Source organism: Collinsella sp. OM08-14AT (assembly GCF_003438115.1).
Classification (GTDB): domain Bacteria; phylum Actinomycetota; class Coriobacteriia; order Coriobacteriales; family Coriobacteriaceae; genus Collinsella.
In genome coordinates, this window is sequence record NZ_QSTE01000007.1 from 55382 (window position 1) to 72121 (window position 16740).

Annotated in this window: 13 protein-coding genes and 1 riboswitch; of the genes, 9 read left to right on the forward strand and 4 right to left on the reverse strand. The window is 55.7% G+C overall.

The window, feature by feature from the left end:
- Positions 1–24 precede the first annotated feature (24 nt).
- Positions 25–978: a hypothetical protein gene (locus tag DXC18_RS05355; protein WP_117716571.1), complete on the reverse strand. Its 954-nt coding sequence runs from the start codon at positions 976–978 to the stop codon at positions 25–27.
- A gap of 171 nt (positions 979–1149) precedes the next feature.
- Between DXC18_RS05355 and DXC18_RS05360 the strand changes: the two genes are divergently transcribed.
- From DXC18_RS05360 to DXC18_RS05400, 9 genes are all read left to right on the forward strand, one after another.
- Complete coding sequence (locus tag DXC18_RS05360) at positions 1150–1371, forward strand: hypothetical protein (RefSeq protein WP_055251482.1); 222 nt, start codon at positions 1150–1152, stop codon at positions 1369–1371.
- A 100-nt stretch (positions 1372–1471) separates the two neighbouring features.
- The gene (locus DXC18_RS05365; protein WP_055251466.1) at positions 1472–1753 is read left to right on the forward strand and encodes a DUF2087 domain-containing protein; all 282 of its coding nucleotides are present in this window, start codon (positions 1472–1474) and stop codon (positions 1751–1753) included.
- Positions 1731–2915 (forward strand): MFS transporter, encoded by a 1185-nt coding sequence (locus DXC18_RS05370; RefSeq protein WP_117716572.1) that lies wholly within the window; start codon positions 1731–1733, stop codon positions 2913–2915. Before DXC18_RS05365 ends, DXC18_RS05370 begins: the two co-directional genes overlap by 23 nt.
- Positions 2916–2922: 7 nt before the next feature.
- Positions 2923–5244: a radical SAM protein gene (locus DXC18_RS05375; RefSeq protein ID WP_117716573.1), complete on the forward strand. Its 2322-nt coding sequence runs from the start codon at positions 2923–2925 to the stop codon at positions 5242–5244.
- Positions 5245–5556: 312 nt separating this feature from the next.
- Complete coding sequence (locus tag DXC18_RS05380; RefSeq protein WP_117716574.1) at positions 5557–7557, forward strand: NAD(+) synthase; 2001 nt, start codon at positions 5557–5559, stop codon at positions 7555–7557.
- 117 nt (positions 7558–7674) lie between these two features.
- Positions 7675–8838, forward strand: coding sequence for a pyridoxal phosphate-dependent aminotransferase (locus DXC18_RS05385; RefSeq protein ID WP_117716575.1), 1164 nt, complete (start codon positions 7675–7677; stop codon positions 8836–8838).
- A gap of 200 nt (positions 8839–9038) precedes the next feature.
- Positions 9039–9989: an L-lactate dehydrogenase gene (locus tag DXC18_RS05390; protein WP_006234343.1), complete on the forward strand. Its 951-nt coding sequence runs from the start codon at positions 9039–9041 to the stop codon at positions 9987–9989.
- A gap of 133 nt (positions 9990–10122) precedes the next feature.
- Entirely contained in the window at positions 10123–11283 is a 1161-nt protein-coding gene (locus tag DXC18_RS05395; protein WP_117716576.1) for an Mbeg1-like protein, read from the forward strand.
- Between the two features lie 111 nt (positions 11284–11394).
- Entirely contained in the window at positions 11395–12399 is a 1005-nt protein-coding gene (locus tag DXC18_RS05400; RefSeq protein ID WP_117583913.1) for a nucleoid-associated protein, read from the forward strand.
- Positions 12400–12643: 244 nt separating this feature from the next.
- On the opposite strand, the gene dapD is transcribed toward DXC18_RS05400, so the two are convergent.
- From dapD to dapA, 3 genes are read right to left on the reverse strand one after another with little or no spacing between them, the layout of a single operon-like run.
- Complete coding sequence (dapD, locus tag DXC18_RS05405) at positions 12644–13363, reverse strand: 2,3,4,5-tetrahydropyridine-2,6-dicarboxylate N-acetyltransferase (protein WP_117637490.1); 720 nt, start codon at positions 13361–13363, stop codon at positions 12644–12646.
- Between the two features lie 39 nt (positions 13364–13402).
- Positions 13403–14143 carry a 4-hydroxy-tetrahydrodipicolinate reductase gene (dapB, locus tag DXC18_RS05410; protein WP_199412215.1) on the reverse strand — a complete coding sequence of 247 codons (741 nt, stop codon included), beginning with the start codon at positions 14141–14143 and terminating at the stop codon, positions 13403–13405.
- Positions 14136–16445: a 4-hydroxy-tetrahydrodipicolinate synthase gene (dapA, locus tag DXC18_RS10680; RefSeq protein WP_117716577.1), complete on the reverse strand. Its 2310-nt coding sequence runs from the start codon at positions 16443–16445 to the stop codon at positions 14136–14138. Before dapA ends, dapB begins: the two co-directional genes overlap by 8 nt.
- A 65-nt stretch (positions 16446–16510) precedes the next feature.
- Positions 16511–16679, reverse strand: a riboswitch (Lysine riboswitch).
- Positions 16680–16740 lie beyond the last annotated feature (61 nt).

Below are 16740 nucleotides of genomic sequence, written 5' to 3' on the forward strand. Positions count from 1 at the left end.
GTTGCCTATCTGGGGATGCAGTGCCTAGTTGCCCGATGTCGTGCCTTGGCTCGAGCTGTCAGATGCCGTGCCGGACGCGGTTCCGCTCGAGCTGTTGGTGTTGCTGTTGTCGGTAGATCCCGTACTCGGTGTATTGCCATTCGCCTGGTCGCCCGTGCTCGGTTGAGAGCCGTCAGTCGTTTGGCTTGAGTCAGTCGTGCCGGATTGCGTGCCGCTGTTGTTCGCAGAGGAATCGACGCCCTGCGATTGGTTTTGGGTGTTCGAGGACGAATTGGCAGAGGTAGAACTGTCTTGCGTATCGTCCGTCTGTGCCTGCTGATCCTGCGACTGGGTGTTGCCATTTGCATCGCTCTCGGTCGTGCGCGACGACAGGATTGGCTCGGGACGCTCGCCCAGACCCTCACCGGCAGTGGTGATAAGGATGGAGCCGGCGCAGGCGATGACCGCGACGATGGCGATAGCGATCGAGAAGACGATGACCTTCTTTTGCGTCTGGCTGCGCTCGGCCGCCGCCTTGGCGCGCAGGCTGTTGGGAGCGACGCGCGCCGTGGTCGCGCGTCCCGCAACCTGGCGCATCTCCTGCGTGGTTGCGGCGCCACCTAGGTGCTCCTCGACATTGGGCTCAACGGGCTCGTAGGCGCCGGTAGGGTAGTCGACAGCGGCATGCGTGCCCTTGATTGCTTCGGCGCTGGCAGAGATAAAGTGGCGATAGACCTGCGAAGACACAACAGTGATGACTGAGCTCACAGCGGCACCAATCACCGAGCCGGCAATGCCGATCTTTGAAGCAAGCGCCACGCTCGTGGCGGCAGCTGCGGCGCCGGCGATGATCTGGGGAATGGAAATGTCATCGAACAGGCCCTTTTTGGGCGCGATGGCCATGGTCTGTCCGATGGAATGGTTCTCGTGCACGCCGTTGTTGAGCGATGCCGGCGTCATGACGCGCGTGCGCGGCGCGTCGGTGTACTTGGTTGTCATACGGGGTCCTCCCGGTGTAAATCTACTTCGTTTCGTGTAGCCATCAGGGTACCCACCAGATGTGAATCGTACGTGACATTTAACAGATACCATCAACTCATCAAGGGGGCTTGCTGTCTTTGGTGCGATAGCTTGATGCTAAACTGGATTTATGTTTGCGAGGTGGTTTACGTGATGTACCCGTATATGACATTCGAAGATGGAACCGAGGTCATTCATTCTGACCTGATTACAGATGGCGATATCGAAAAGGTTATCGTGCATTTTGAGCGACCGACGGCAGAGGGCTTCGACTCCGCTCGTTGTGAGTTGCCTTCCTGTTCGTGGACTGACTGGGAAGGGCATTTTACTCAGAGTGAAAAACGAGCTTTCGAAGAGTGTCTGAGCAAATAATTTAGATTAGTTCGAGTTTAGTTCGAATAAAGAAGCTGAATGCGATGACCTAAAGCGTATGCATTTTTAGTATTAGATGCGTATGAAATGGAGGATGTGAATGGATGAGCTAATAGACTTTAAAAAACGATTTCTCAAGAATGGCGAGCTGGTTTCAATTCCAAAAAAGGAAAGCTATAAAAGAATCATGCTGCTATGGGCCGTCTCTTTCTTTGAATTAAATACAAGTTATACGGAGCTTCAGGTTAATCGTGTGCTGTCACAGCTCTATCCTGATTATGCCGTGTTGAGGCGGTACTTGGTTGATTATGGATTCCTATTAAGGGATGAACGAGGCCTGAAATACGAGGTTAATCGTGATGTTCACGGTATTGAGAGCTAGCCGTCCGGTTCGGGTCCTATATATTGCTAGAGGGATAAGCGAAATAGGCAATTGGTGTGCGAATATTGCTTTGCCAATGCTGATTTACGAGGTAACTCAAGATGTTTCTGCAACTGCTTTGATGGTCTGCTGCAGATTTGCCCCCTCTCTGTTTTCAGTTGCGCTCGCGCAGCTGCCTCAGAAGATGGGTATCGGGACACTGCAGGCCATGAGATTGGCAGACTTAATTCGCGCGGGATTATTCGTTTGCTATATTTTTGTTGATAGTAAATGGAGTATGTTTGCTATTACGTGCGCGGTATCGCTTTGCCGAACGGTAGAAATGCCCTGCTTTTACTCGTTGTTAAGAGCCAATACGAATAGTATCAATCGCGACGTAATTAATAATTCGTTTGGGTTCCTGCAGAATTTGATGATGGTTCTGGGGCCAGTTGCCGGCGGTTTTGTTGTCGCTCAATTTGGGGCGGAGGCTGTTCTTGCATTAGACGCGCTTTCTTTTGCCGCGTCGTTCTGGTTGCTGCGAGATGTTCCGTCGGTTATCGAGGTTAATGATAAAGAGGGAATAAGCAAAAATGAAAAAAACAGGACTGCATTTAGTGATCTTAGCGCGAAGCACTTGGCAATTGGTTTCCTATTAATCGATATTTCTAGTGGCGTGGCATTCGGCTCTCTGAATTCTCTTTTGCCAGCTATAGCGCAATTGCAATTTGACTCGTCATCGATACAATACGGATTCCTTCAGAGTAGTCTTACAATCGGACTGTTGTTCGGAAATACAATATATGGTCGTTTAATCAGTGGTTCCGATTGCGTTAAATCATATTGTTTTGTGACGTATCTTGCGCTCGGTGCGTATCTGGCGTTTGGCTATCGCTATGCGTCTGGGATATCGTTTATTTTCCTTTTTATCGTCGGTGCCGGAAACGCCATTCAAGATGTGCTTCTCATAACATCGCTGCAGGATTTGGCGAGAGACGGATCTGAATCGATAAGCCTGTTTTCAATTAGGGAGTCTTTGCAATCGGTTGCTGTTGTTATTTCAACACTTCTTGTTTCGCTGTTCACGAGCATCGCGATGTTCTCAATTCTCGTTACAGGACTTGGTGTATTTTCAATTATGATGGTAGTTGTGTTTCAATTGAATTATTTGCGAAAGATGTGACGTTGATATGCCTAAAACGCTTTTAGTATTTCCCCCAGGATGGAGTCCAGTGGGGCCGTACCTTGCCTTGCCTGTTTTGAAGTCATATCTTCAAGAGGTTGAACAATACAAAGTTGACATTGTTGACTTAAACGTGGAATTTTACGATGACCTCCTATCTTTTAGACATGTCGAAGAGTGCTGTAAAAGGTATCGGGAATCAAAGGATTCGTTTAGTTCGAATGTTCAATTAACAATCGAGTTGATACAAAAGTCGGCACTTAATGTTGACGAGGCAAAAGATATTTTCAGATCGAAGAGATACTTTAATCTAAAAGAAAGACAATATGCTGAAAACATTTTTAGAAATGCACTCTATATCATAAATCACGTCTCATATGGAGTTAAATACACGTTCAACTCCATAGATCTGCCCTATGATTATTATTCGACACCAGAAATAATGAAATCGCTTGCGGATACCTTGCATAATCCGTTTATTTCCTTCTATGAAACTGCCTTTCTTAAGCGTATTCAGAGGGAAAAAATCGAGTTTATTGGGATTTCGGTGAGCGGCTGTTTCCAATTGATTTCTGCAGTTACGTTAGCGAAACTGATTAAAGAAGAATGTCCATCTGTTAAACACGTCTCATTGGGCGGCAATTACATTACTCGTTTAGCAGATGACTGCATGAAAGAATGGCATCCCTTTTTTGAATACATTGATTCGATAATGATGTATGACGGCGAAGAGCCGCTTGCACGTCTTCTTGAGGCTCTTGACTCTGGTGATGACAATCTCGACTGTGTTCCAAACCTTTGCCATGCTAAAGGTGGAAAGATATATAAAAACCATCGGATTGAGCAAACATTTATCAACGATACAGTTCCCGATTTCGATGGCTTCGCCCTTTCTAAATACTTCATGCCTGAGCTAATATTGCCGGTTTATTCCTCTAGGCAGTGTTTTAATCATTGCGCCTTCTGCACCATTCCCGGTGCTACCGGTGGTTGTTACCGAAAGATGCCTATATCGAGAGTATTTGAAATAATGTGTCGGTTAAATGAAAAATACGGCACGAGAGTTTTCTCTTTTGTGGATGAAACATTCGAAGGCAAAAGAATGGAGCAACTCGCGGATGAAATAAACGCATCGGGAAAAACGTTTTTCTGGCATGGAGAAACGAGGTTCTCTCCAACCCTAAGTACAGACGTTTTTAACAAGATATACCAAAGTGGATGTAGGCAGATTCAGTTTGGCCTCGAGTCATACAACCAAAGAGTTCTTGATCTAATGAAGAAGAACACGAGAGTTGATTGGATTGATCGCAATATCCATGATTGTCTCAATGCGGGTATTCCTGTTCATCTATTTTTTATGATTGGCTTTCCGACCGAAACTAAAGAAGAGGCTCTGAACACCTTAGCTTATACAGAGAATGTTTTGAATTATTCAAAACAGGTATGTGGTGTTCCATATTCCACGAGAGGATTTACAAATTTTGGTCTCGTTATGGGGTCGGATGTTTGGAATCATCCCGATAAGTATGGTGTCTCTGTAATGCCGCAGTCCCAATATGAGGATTTGCGCCTCGAAGTAGATTATGTTTCAGGCACTGGTTTAACTTTAAATGAAGCAAAATCCTTATCTGATGAGCATCATATTGATTTTTATATGCAAGAGGTCATAAACGGTAGCGACACAATTGACTTGCCCCAGCGGCTTCATATTTCAGAGGTGACCTGGATCCTAGATTCTATTCACGCTGTCAGGTATAAGGGACATTTGACCAAAGTAAAGCGACGGCTAACTAGTCTAAATCCAGCTGATCGAATCTGTCTGGATTCCAAGACCTCTGTCGTGCTCGTTGAGCCATTTGCCTACTTCTATAATTCTGAATACCATCATGTCTATGCTGTTTCCCAGTTGGTATACCATAAGTTGGCCCGTTTATTGGAGGCCGATTGTAGCATTTCTCTTATTCTTGATCAGGGCGACCTCGAGCTGACAAGGGCGATAGAAGAACTGTTGCATTATGGATTGCTGAATACAAATATCGATGCCGATTATGTAATGCACGATAATGGTTTTCAATTGGTTAAAAGTTCGTTTGTTAAAGAAGTCGGACGCTCAAAAGAGGGGTTAAGAGTACTGCTGAGTTGTGCCACCCATAGAATGTGTGCGGTTAATGATTTTTCGTTCGCTTTGCTTTCGTTGTTTGAAAAGCCGATTACTAAGAACGAGGTGCGCGACATTTTGAAAAAAGAGGGACTATCGACAAGCGAGGAGCAATTAAACAAGTTGGTTGATAATTGCATGAAAGCAGATATACTACAACTGATTAGATAGAGGAGGTTTCTGCATGGACGTTATTAACAAAGATCTCTTGGAGCAACTGAAAGAGTCTCAGGAAGAGGGCGTCGTGGTAGAAGTGTTCGACTTTGAGGACTACATGGATAAATTCTGCCATTAGTTTCGGAATTTTCTTGCCTCGCTTAAAGGAGAAGTCGATTATCGATTTCTCCTTTTTTAATTAAAGATATTTTTGGAATACATGCTCTTAGCACAGGTTAGCGTCTCAGTAAACTGGGAGGTTGCTTTGGCTAGTTAGAGATATGTGAACGTCCGTTAGACTGAATCTCAGGGTAGAAGGGGCCTCCAGTGTCCAGATCAACAAGGCAATGCTGCGTTTCGGCTAATAAGAACGACGGCTTTTTGCGTGTGGCGGCGGCGTCGCCGCAGATTCGCGTCGCCGATGTCGAGGGCAATGTCGAGGTTGCGCTGGCGGCTGTTCGCGATGCTGCCGAGCGCGGCGTTCATGCTCTGGTGCTGCCCGAGCTTAACCTGACCGGCTATACCGCGGCCGATCTGTTCCATAACCGCACACTGCTGCATGCCTGCGAGGCTGCTCTGGTGCATATCCTCGACGAGACTCGTGGGCTGCCGATCGTCTTTACCATCGGTCTTCCCGTTGCAGTTGCCGAGAATATCTACAACTGCGCCGCTGTGTGCTGCGCGGGCGAGCTTTTGGGCCTCACGGCCAAGAAGTATCTGCCTAACTATGGCGAGTTCTATGAGCGCCGTTGGTTTGCTCCGGCGCCTGCGGATCCCGTGTGGGTTGAATTTGCCGGTCAGGGTCCGGTCCCGCTGGGTTCGGGGCTTGTCTACCGTTGCTGTGATGAGGGCGCCGAGGACCTGGTACTGGGCGTTGAGGTCTGTGAGGACCTGTGGGTGCCGGCGCCCCCTTCGACCGAGATGGCGCTTGACGGTGCGACGGTGATTCTCAACCCGTCGGCCTCGGACGAGATTATCGGTAAGGCAGATTACCGCCGTAGCCTTATCTCCAATCAGAGTGCGCGCCTGTACTGCGCCTATGTCTACGCCGATGCGAGCGAGGGTGAGTCCACGACCGACATGGTCTTTGCGGGGGAGAACCTCGTCTACGAAAACGGCTCCAAGCTCGCCGCGACCAAACTGCTTACCTGCGATATGGCCATGGCCGACGTTGACCTTGACCGCCTGGTTGCCGAGCGACGTCGCTCGACGACGTGGGCGCGCGCGGACGATGCGCCGGAGGCCGCGACCGTTGAGTTTTCGTTTGAGGGCGTGTTGGCCGAAGAGCCTGTCCTGCGCGATGCCTGCGATATCGACCGCGTTTTCCCGCGCGCGCCCTTTGTGCCGGCCGACCATGGCGACCTGGCCGAGCGCTGTGAGACCATCCTCGACCTGCAGACCGCCGGCCTTAAGACCCGCCTTGCCCATACGGGTACCAAGGCGGCTGTCATCGGTCTTTCGGGCGGCCTGGACTCCACGTTGGCACTGCTTGTGACCGTGCGCGCCTTTGATGCGCTGGGGCTGCCGCGCACGGGTATCACGGCGGTTTCCATGCCTGGCTTTGGCACGACGCATCGCACTAAGTCGAATGCCGAGTCGCTCGCTCGCGACCTGGGCGTGAGCTTCCGCGAGGTTTCGATCCACGCGGCTGTGGAGCAGCACTTCAAGGACATTGAGCACGATCCGACCGTGCAGGACGTGACCTACGAGAACAGCCAGGCCCGCGAGCGTACGCAGATTCTGATGGATCTGGCCAACCAGGCTGGCGGTTTTGTCATCGGCACGGGCGACCTGTCGGAGCTGGCGCTCGGCTGGGCTACCTATAACGGCGACCACATGAGCATGTACGCCGTCAACGCGAGCGTGCCCAAGACGCTTGTGCGCCATCTGGTGCGCTATGCGGCCGATGTCTTTGGCGGGCGTATTGCCGAGGTCTTGCTCGATATCCTCGATACGCCGGTGTCCCCCGAGCTCCTGCCGCCCACGGGCGACGGCGAGATTGCGCAGAAGACTGAGGACCTGGTGGGCCCGTACGAGCTGCACGACTACTTCCTCTACTACCTGCTGCGTTTTGGCTTTGAGCCGGGCAAGATCTACCGCATGGCGCTCAAGAGCTTCGAGGGCGTCTACGACGTCAAGACCATTCACACGTGGCTACGCACGTTCTACCGTCGCTTCTTTGCCCAGCAGTTTAAGCGCAGCTGCCTGCCCGATGGCCCCAAGGTGGGCTCGGTCACGCTCAGCCCGCGCGGCGATTGGCGCATGCCGAGTGACGCCAGCTCGCGCCTGTGGCTCGCCCAGATTGACGCGCTCAATCCGATGGACTAAGGTTGCCAAATTGAACCAAAACAGCGGGTGCAAGCGTTACACTTTTGCAATCTGATGGCCCGTATCGCGCGGCGCTCTTGTCGGAGCGCCGCGTTTTTCATATCGAAAGGTGGCACCATGCAGGCATCGCAGCGTCTCGACCGCTTTGGCGCGGAGGTCTTCGCCTCGCTCAACAACAAACTGCTTGCGCTGAAGGCTCAGGGCAAGACCATTTACAACATGAGCGTGGGCACGCCCGACTTTAAGCCGTACGACCACGTGGTCGAGGCGCTCACGCAAGCGGCCCAGGACCCCGAGATGTGGAAGTATGCCCTGCGCGACCTGCCCGAACTCAAGCAAGCCGTGTGCGATTACTATGAGCGCCGCTTTGGCGTTTCGGGCATTACGCCGTCTATGGTGCAGTCGTGCAACGGCACGCAGGAGGGCGTGGGCCATTTGGGCCTGGCCCTGCTCGATCCGGGTGACACCATTTTGGTTCCCGATCCGTGCTACCCGGTCTTTGAGGCGGGCGCCAAGATTGCCGATGCCAAGCTCGAGTACTATCCGTTGGTCGCCGAGCATAATTACCTGCCCTATGTGGCGGGCATCGATCCCGAGGTGGCCGATCGTGCCAAGTATATGATCGTGTCGTTGCCCGCCAACCCGGTCGGCTCGGTGGGCACGCCCGAGGTCTACGAGGAGATCATCGCTTTAGCCCGCGAGCACGACCTGCTCATCGTCCATGACAACGCGTACTCCGACATCGTGTTCGACGGCGAGCCGGGCGGAAGCTTCTTGCAGTATCCTGGTGCGCTTGAGGTGGGCGTGGAGTTCTTCTCGCTTTCCAAGTCGTTTAACGTTACCGGTGCGCGTATCGGCTTTTTGGTCGGCCGCGAGGACGTGGTCTCTGCCTTTGCCAAGCTGCGCGGCCAGATCGACTTTGGTATGTTCTTCCCGATCCAGAAGGCTGCTATCGCCTGCCTGAACGGTCCGCGCGATGAGGTCGAGGCGCAGCGTCTGAAGTACCAGGAGCGCCGCGATGCCCTGTGCGACGGTCTTGAGGGCTTGGGCTGGGAGCGTCCCAACGCGCATGGCTCTATGTTTGTGTGGGCCAAGCTTCCCGGTGGTCGCACCGATTCCATGGCGTTTTGCGAGGAGCTTATGGAGAAGGCCGGCGTTGTGGTGACGCCGGGCGCGAGCTTTGGTCCTTCGGGTGAGGGGCATGTGCGCATGGCGCTGGTCCTGCCGCCCGATCAGATCGCTTTGGCTGTCGAGGCCATTCGCGAGGCGGGCCTGTATTAGAAAGCTATTCCGCTCGTCAATAGCTCGAAACCGATTTCGTGCAGTTATTTTACGAATCCTGCAAACAATTTCGGTAAACGGTCGATTTTTGGCTGCGAATAGGAGCATAATCAAAGTCCCGATTGGATGTATTGGGATTACGGCAAGCCGCTCGGGTCGTTCCCGGGCGGCTTGTTTGTGGAGAGAGATGGGAGTTTCTAATGGTTAACGAGAAGAAGGTCGCTATTGTCGGCTGCGGTTTCGTTGGTTCGTCTTCGGCGTTCGCGCTGATGCAGAGTGGTCTGTTCTCCGAGATGGTCCTCATCGACGTGGACAAGAACCGCGCCGAGGGTGAGGCCCTGGATATCGCGCACGGCATGACGTTTGCCGAGCCGATGAAGATCTACGCCGGCGATTATTCCGATGTCGCCGACGCCGCCATGATCGTCGTCACCGCTGGCGCTGCCCAGAAGCCCGGTGAGACTCGCCTGGACCTGGTCAACAAGAACGTCAACATCTTTAAGTCCATCATTCCCGAAATTAAGAAGTCTGGCTTCGACGGCATTCTGCTCATTGTCTCCAACCCGGTCGATGTTCTGACCTATGCCGCCATCAAGATGTCCGGCCTGCCCGAGGGCCATGTCATCGGCTCCGGCACCGTGCTCGACACTGGCCGTCTGCAGCAGATGCTTGGTGCCCACGTCGAGGTTGACCCGCGCGATGTCCAGGCCTATGTCATGGGTGAGCACGGCGACTCTGAGTTTGTCGCTTGGTCCAGCGCCCAGGTTGCCGGCGTGCCGCTGAACACTTTCTGCGAGCTTCACGGTCATCTGGAGCATGAGGCTGCCGAGAAGCGCATCGCCGAGGACGTCAAGAACTCCGCCTACACCATCATCGAGAAGAAGCACGCCACCTACTATGGCGTCGCCATGGCCGTCAAGCGCATCTGCACCGCCGTCATGCGCGATGAGCAGACCGTTCTGCCCGTCTCCTCGCTCATGGTGGGCGAGTATGGCCTGTCCGATCTTGCCATCTCCATGCCGACGGTCGTTGGCCGCGACGGCGTCGTCTGTCGCGTCCCCGTGCCGCTGAACGATGACGAGCAGCATGAGCTCACCGCCTCCGCCAAGGCCCTCAAGGACATCATCGACAGCGTCGACTTCTCCTGCTAAATCAAGCTCGCTAGAGCGAAAAGCTACAATGAAGGCGTCCGGGTCCACACGGCCCGGGCGCCTTTTTGGTGCAAAGTAACCTGACCCCAATGCACCATAGTTGCCCCAATGCACCATAGTTGATGGGAGGGCCATGTCGGATTCGCCTATTTTTTTAACCTATGCCCAGACGGCGTTTGATCCGTTTGAGGAGAGGCCGTTCTGCGCGGTGGATAGCCTCGTCTTTGCGTGGTTGTCCTATTTGCGTTTGCCGGGTGATATGGCGGAGCTGACGAACTGGCAGGGCCTAGACGTACGCGAGCTGCTGCGTGCCGAGTGCTACCGGGACATGATTGACGACTTGTGGGACCCGGAGGGGAGCAAGGCCTTGCTGGAGGCCGTGGCAGCAAGTCCTCGCTACCGTGGCGTGCACGTTTGCGGCTATCGTGCCGTGAGCGATGTGGTGGCGACAGAGCAGTTTGCAGCCATGGCGTTCCGGTTTCCGGCGGGGTTTAGCTATCTTTCCTTCCGGGGGACCGACAGCACGATTGTGGGCTGGAAAGAGGACTTTAACATGGCGTTCCGGTATCCTGTGCCGGCCCAGGAATCCGCGGCGCGTTATGTGGACGAGGCGGCGGATGCGATTGACGGGCCGCTTTTGTGCGGAGGTCATTCCAAGGGTGGAAACCTTGCGGTGTACGGTGCGGCGATGTGCTCCGATGTCGCCCGTGCGCGAATCGAACAGGCGTATTCCCATGATGGTCCGGGTTTCGTCGAGGAGTTTCTGAACGGCAACGCCTTTGCCGATCTTTCCGGTCGAATCGACAAGACGCTACCTCGGTCGTCGATCTTTGGCATGATGTTCGAGACGCAGGAGGACTATGCCATCGTTGAGAGCACCGAGTTCAGCCTGCTGCAGCACAATCCCTTTAGCTGGGTGGTTGATGGTCGCGACTTCGTGTACTGTGAGCGCCTGTCCGCCGGTGCTCGATACGTTGATGGCTCCATTCGCGAGATGCTGCTTGCAGTTTCGCCTAGCGAGCGCGAACGTTTTGTAGATGCGTTGTTCTCCGTGTTTGAGGCTACGGGTGCTGAGCGGTTTGCGGATATCGCTGGGAATCTGCGCGAGAGCCTGCCCGTGATGCTCCAGGCTGCGCAAGGGTTTGACAAGGATACGCGACGCTTTGTCTCGCAGACCATCGTGGCAATTCTTAAGTGTGCGCTGCTGCCCAAACGTCCCGAGTTCAGCGTGCCTTCTAGTGGTAAGAGCCTGGCAGAACAGCTCGAGGTATGGCAGTCCGAGCTCCTGCGCTAGCCATTGGTGCAAAGCAACCTGTCCCCGATGCACCAATCTTCGATGCGCCTGGGGCGGGCTCGACCGCTATACTGGTTCGTGCTCAATTCAATCTAGAACGGAATGCCGTATATGAAAATCAATCATGCGATTCTGCATATCCTGGACTTTGACTCTGCCGTCAACGTTATGAGCCAGCGCGAGCTCGATATCGAGAGCCGTACCGTGCGCAACTTCGTGACCACGCATCTGCGCCGCGCACGTACCTCGGCCGACAATAAACGCGCCGCGTTTGCCGAGAACTCTGCGTTTGGCGGCGAGCTCAAGGGCTATTTCTTTGGCGAGCGCGAGTTCGTAGACCTGTCGCAGCAGATTGCGGAGTTCATTTCCTCCGAGCTTACCAAGGCCGAAAAAGCCGAGTCCACCGACGTGCTCGTGGCCGACTTTGACGACGATGAGGATGCCCGCTGGTTTGCCGTGATGCTGCTGGGCTCCAAGCAGGCCTTTATGCACGAGGTGGGCCGCGAGGAGGGCGAGGTACGCAACGACATCGCGCGCCACTATGCTATCCTGCCGAATCCTTCCCAAAAGGTGCCAAGCTATGCCATCGTGCGTGCGAGCACCATGGAGATCGGCTATGTGGACAAGAAGCGCAAGATTGCCGGCGAAGACCGCATGCTCATTCCCGACGGTCTGCTGCAGTGCGATACGGGCGTGTCGGGCAAGGAGGTCATCGACACCGTGACGCGCGTGGTCGAGGAAGTCGCCGAGGAGCACGGTGCCAATACGGCCGTAGCGCTCGCTAAGGTTAAGGCTGCCGTTGCCGAGAAGGTTGAGGATGACGAGGAGCTGCCGCCCTGGGATATCGTCGATGAGGTCTTTGAGGACGAGCCGGTCATCAAGGAGAGCGTACGCGCGGCGCTGACCGAAGAGAAGGTGCCCGAGCGTGTGCCCGTGGAGCGCAAGCAGGTCGAGCGTGCGGCCGTGCGCAACCACAAGATTCGTACCGATACGGGCATCGAGATCAGCTTTCCGGCCGAGATGGGCTCGAACTCCGAGTACATCGAGTTCGTCAACGAGCCCAACGGCCTCATTTCCATCGAGCTCAAAAACATCGGCAGCATCGAGAATAGATAAACTGCGCTTGGACGCTGCAGAAAAACAAAGGTCGAAACCCTTCGGGACTTCGGCCTTTTTGCTTGGAGCTGAATTGAGTTGCAGACTGAGCATACGTCAGCGAAAACGCCCCTAGGCGAGCAAGGTGACGTGAAAGAGGAGGGAAGCGTACTTCGGTACGCGACCGACGATTGAACGTCAGATTGCCGCTTAGGGGCGTTTGCAGCGTCGAGCCGTTACGCGGTTTGGTAAAACCGCGTAACTTCTACAGCCGGCGTAAGCCTTCCTCGAGTCCGGTCTTGCTGTCGGTCTTCTCGTCGCGCATCTTGATGACGCGGGCGGGGACGCCGGCCACGACGGCACCAGCGGGGACGTCCTCGACGCACACGGCGCCGGCGGCAACGACAGCGCCCTTGCCTACGTGCACGCCTTCCAGGACCACGGCGTTGGCGCCGATCATGACATCGTCCTCGATGATGACGGGCGTGGCGCTTGCGGGTTCAACGACGCCTGCCAACACGGTTCCAGCGCCGATGTGGCAGTTCTTGCCCACTGTGGCGCGGCCGCCCAGCACGGCGCCCATGTCGATCATGGAGCCCTCACCGATGACGGAGCCGATATTGATGATGGCACCCATCATGATGACGGCGCGATCGCCGATCTCGACGCGGTCACGGATGATCGCGCCCGGCTCGATGCGGGCGTTGATGCCCTTAAGGTCGAGCATGGGCACGGCGGAGTTGCGGCAATCGTTCTCCACATCGTAGTAATCGATGGAATCGGCATTGGCATCAAGGATGGCTTTGAGCTCATCCCAGTCACCAAAGACGGTCTTGCCACGACGACCGCCGTAGACGTGCGCATTGCCCCACTGGACCTTCATGCCGGGCTTCTCGCGCACGTACAGTTTGACGGGCGTCTTTTTGGGCGCTGTGGCGATGTAGTTGATAATCTCCTGGGCATCCATCTCGGCTGCATTGCTCATTTGCTGTCTCTCCTTTGGGTGGATCCGGTTGATACCTGGTTAGGCAAACATGACCTGGTCGAACGTATAGAAGCCGTGCTCGCGGGTGACGAGCTTCTGCGCGGCTGCCAGGGCGCCGTTGACGAAGATCTGACGGCTTGTGGCGCGATGCGTGAGCGTGACTTCTTCGTCCTGGCCAAAGAAACTCACTTCGTGCACGCCGGCGACAGTGCCACCGCGCAGCGAGTGCATGCCGATCTCCTTGGGGTCGCGCGCTCCGCACATGCCCTCGCGGCCATAGACGGGGTGGTAGCCTGCCTTGGGCTCGGCCTCGACTACGGCGTCGAGCAGCAGCTTTGCAGTGCCGCTGGGGGCATCGACCTTTTGGTTATGGTGCGTCTCGACGATTTCGCAGTCAAAGCCGGGCAGCTCGCGTGTGGCCTGTGCTACCAGATGACGCAGGGCTGCGATACCGATGGAGTAATTGCCGGAGTGCATGACGCGGGCGTTCTGACCCAGCTCGCGCAGGCGATCCATCTGCTCGGGTGTGTAGCCTGTAGTGCCCGAGACCAACGCCGCGCCCGTGCACTCGACATAGGCGACGACGGCATCGAAGGTCACGACGTTCGAGAAGTCGATGATGACGTCGGCTGCCGGGGCGCTCTCGAGCTCGGACAAGTCGAAGCCGATGTGGGCCACGATATCAAAAACGGGCTGCCCGGCGGCGTCGACAATGCCTTCGGCGGTAGTGCGGATGAGCGAGCCCATGCGGCCCGTTCCCATAATGACGGTCTTAATCAAGCAGACCAGCTCCCTTCAGAGCATCGGTAAGTGCGGCTCGCGTGTCGTTGGCCATGGGGCACAGCGGCATGCGGTAGTTTGCCTCGATCATACCCATCTGGGCGAGCGCTTCCTTAACTGGGATGGGGTTGACCTCGCTAAAGAGGGCATTGATGAGCGGCTGGCCGGCAATCTGGATATCGCGGGCGCGCGCTACGTCGCCGTCCAGATAGGCGCGGCACATGTCGTGCACGAGCTGCGGCTGAACATCGGCCCACACACTGATGGTGCCCGAGGCGCCCAGGCTCATGAGCGGCACGGTGAGGGCGTCCTCGCCCGAGTACATGCGGAAGTCATCGGACAGCAGGTGGGCGATCTTGGCCGCGTAGGCGACGTTGCCCGAGGCTTCTTTAATACCCATGATGTTGGGGTGCGCGGCCAAGCGCTCTACGTTGCGCTCGCTGATGCCGCAGCCGCAGCGGCCGGGGATGTTGTACAGGATGCAGGGGATATCTACGGCATCGGCAACGGTCTTAAAGTGCTGGTAGATGCCCTCCTCGTTGGACTTGTTGTAGTAGGGGGTAATGAGCAGCAGGCCGTCGGCGCCCAGGCCCTGATAGGTGAGCGACTTGGTGAGCATGGTCTGCGTGGAGTTGGAGCCCGAGCCGGCGATGACGGGGACACGGCCTGTAACCTGCTTGACCACCGCGGCGACAACGGAGTTGTCCTCATCGTCAGTCATCGTGGCGCTCTCGCCGGTGGTGCCCAGGGTGAGGATGGCGTCGGTACCGTTTTGCAGGTGGAAATCGATAAGGCGCTCGAGCGCGTCAAAGTCGACGCTTCCGTCCTTTTTAAACGGCGTGACGAGGGCGACGATCGAACCCTCGAGGTTGCGGATATCCATGTTCTTCTCCTTCGCTTCCGCGATCTGGATGCGTTTGTTCCACTGAGCGGCGACGGCCAGACGCTCGTCCTGGGCGCGACGGCGGGCACTTTCGGCGCGCGACTTGGCCAGCAGCTCTCGGCCGCTAGGCAGCACGTCGAGCGTGGCAAAGTAATCGCCCGGGCGCTCAGCACGGCGGATGAGGTCGGCCGAGCCATCGGGGCGCAGCAGCACCTCGGCGGAGCGCAGACGGCCGTTGTAGTTGTAGCCCATGGAGTAGCCATGCGCGCCGGTATCGTGGATCACGAGCAGGTCGCCCATGTCGATATGCGGCAACTCGCGATCAATGGCGAACTTGTCATTGTTCTCACACAGATTGCCCGTGATGTCGTAGGTGTCCGTAACGGGTGCTGCGGTCTTGTCGGCGCCACCCGGCTGTCCCATCACCGTAATGTGGTGGTAAGCGCCATACATGGCGGGACGAATGAGGTCGACGGCACTGGCGTCCACGCCGATATAGTCCTTGTAGATCTGCTTTTCGTGGATGGCCTTGGTCACCAGGCAGCCGTAGGGGCCCATCATAAAGCGACCCATCTCGGTGCAAATCGCCACATCGCCCATGCCGGCGGGAACCAAGATCTCGTCGTAGGCCGCGTGTACGCCCTCGCCGATGGCACGGATGTCGTTAGCCTGCTGCTCGGGCAGGTAGGGGATACCCACACCGCCGGACAGATTGATAAAGGCGACATGTGCGCCCGTTTCACGCTCCAGGCGCACGGCAAGCTCAAAGAGGATGCGCGCAAGCTTGGGGTAGTAGTCGTTGGTGACGGTGTTGCTGGCAAGGAATGCGTGGATGCCAAAGTCCTCGGCGCCCTTGGCCTTGAGCATGCGGAAGGCCTCGAAGAGCTGCTCGGTGGTCATGCCGTATTTGGAGTCGCCCGGGTTGTCCATGATGCCGTTGGAGAGCTGGAATAGGCCGCCCGGATTAAAGCGGCAGCTGACCGTCTTGGGGATGGGTCCCGCAACGCGCTCAAAGAACTCGATGTGGCTGATGTCGTCAAAGTTGACGATGGCACCCAGCTTGTCGGCGAGCTCAAAGTCCGCCGCCGGTGTGTCGTTGGACGAGAACATGATGTCGTGTCCGGTGATGCCCAGCGAGCGGGCGATCATGAGCTCGGTATAGCTCGAGCAATCGCAGCCGCAGCCGTATTCGTTGAGAATGGAGATGAGTGCCGGGTTGGGGTTGGCCTTGACGGCAAAGTATTCCTTAAAGCCCGGGTTCCATGCAAAGGCGTCGCGCACTTCTTGCATGTTGCGGCGGATGCCCGCCTCGTCGTATAGATGAAACGGCGTGGGGAACTGCTCGACGATATGCTCGAGCGTCTCCTTGTCCACAAACGGCTGCTTGGCCGCATATGCCTCGTTGGGAGTCAATGACATGTCCCGTAAACCTCGCTATCCAGACGGCGCTACCTGCGCATCGAATCCGCATAGCGTGGACCCAATGTCCGGATAGCGCTCCCGCATTGCTGCAGACAGTCCTGCGGGTGTTTCCCGCAGGCCCACCAGGCTGTTCGTGCCCGAAAAACCCAGTTCGGCGGGTTTCGCCTCCCCGCGGGGTCAAAGCCTGCCGGCTCGCCCGCGGCTCTTCGTGCCCGCGCCTCTATCAAGTGGTAACGACCCTACCACGTTGCACTTTACCAAACAAGAGTATTCGTATATAACGTTTAAAAAA

Bases quoted from the DNA above. Each gene is read 5' to 3' on its own strand.
- DXC18_RS05355 (WP_117716571.1), bottom strand. From the start codon at position 978: ATGACAACCAAGTACACCGACGCGCCGCGCACGCGCGTCATGACGCCG.
- DXC18_RS05365 (WP_055251466.1), top strand. From the start codon at position 1,472: ATGGATGAGCTAATAGACTTTAAAAAACGATTTCTCAAGAATGGCGAG.
- DXC18_RS05370 (WP_117716572.1), top strand. From the start codon at position 1,731: ATGTTCACGGTATTGAGAGCTAGCCGTCCGGTTCGGGTCCTATATATT.
- DXC18_RS05375 (WP_117716573.1), top strand. From the start codon at position 2,923: ATGCCTAAAACGCTTTTAGTATTTCCCCCAGGATGGAGTCCAGTGGGG.
- DXC18_RS05385 (WP_117716575.1), top strand. From the start codon at position 7,675: ATGCAGGCATCGCAGCGTCTCGACCGCTTTGGCGCGGAGGTCTTCGCC.
- DXC18_RS05390 (WP_006234343.1), top strand. From the start codon at position 9,039: ATGGTTAACGAGAAGAAGGTCGCTATTGTCGGCTGCGGTTTCGTTGGT.
- DXC18_RS05395 (WP_117716576.1), top strand. From the start codon at position 10,123: ATGTCGGATTCGCCTATTTTTTTAACCTATGCCCAGACGGCGTTTGAT.
- DXC18_RS05400 (WP_117583913.1), top strand. From the start codon at position 11,395: ATGAAAATCAATCATGCGATTCTGCATATCCTGGACTTTGACTCTGCC.
- dapD (WP_117637490.1), bottom strand. From the start codon at position 13,363: ATGAGCAATGCAGCCGAGATGGATGCCCAGGAGATTATCAACTACATC.
- dapA (WP_117716577.1), bottom strand. From the start codon at position 16,445: ATGTCATTGACTCCCAACGAGGCATATGCGGCCAAGCAGCCGTTTGTG.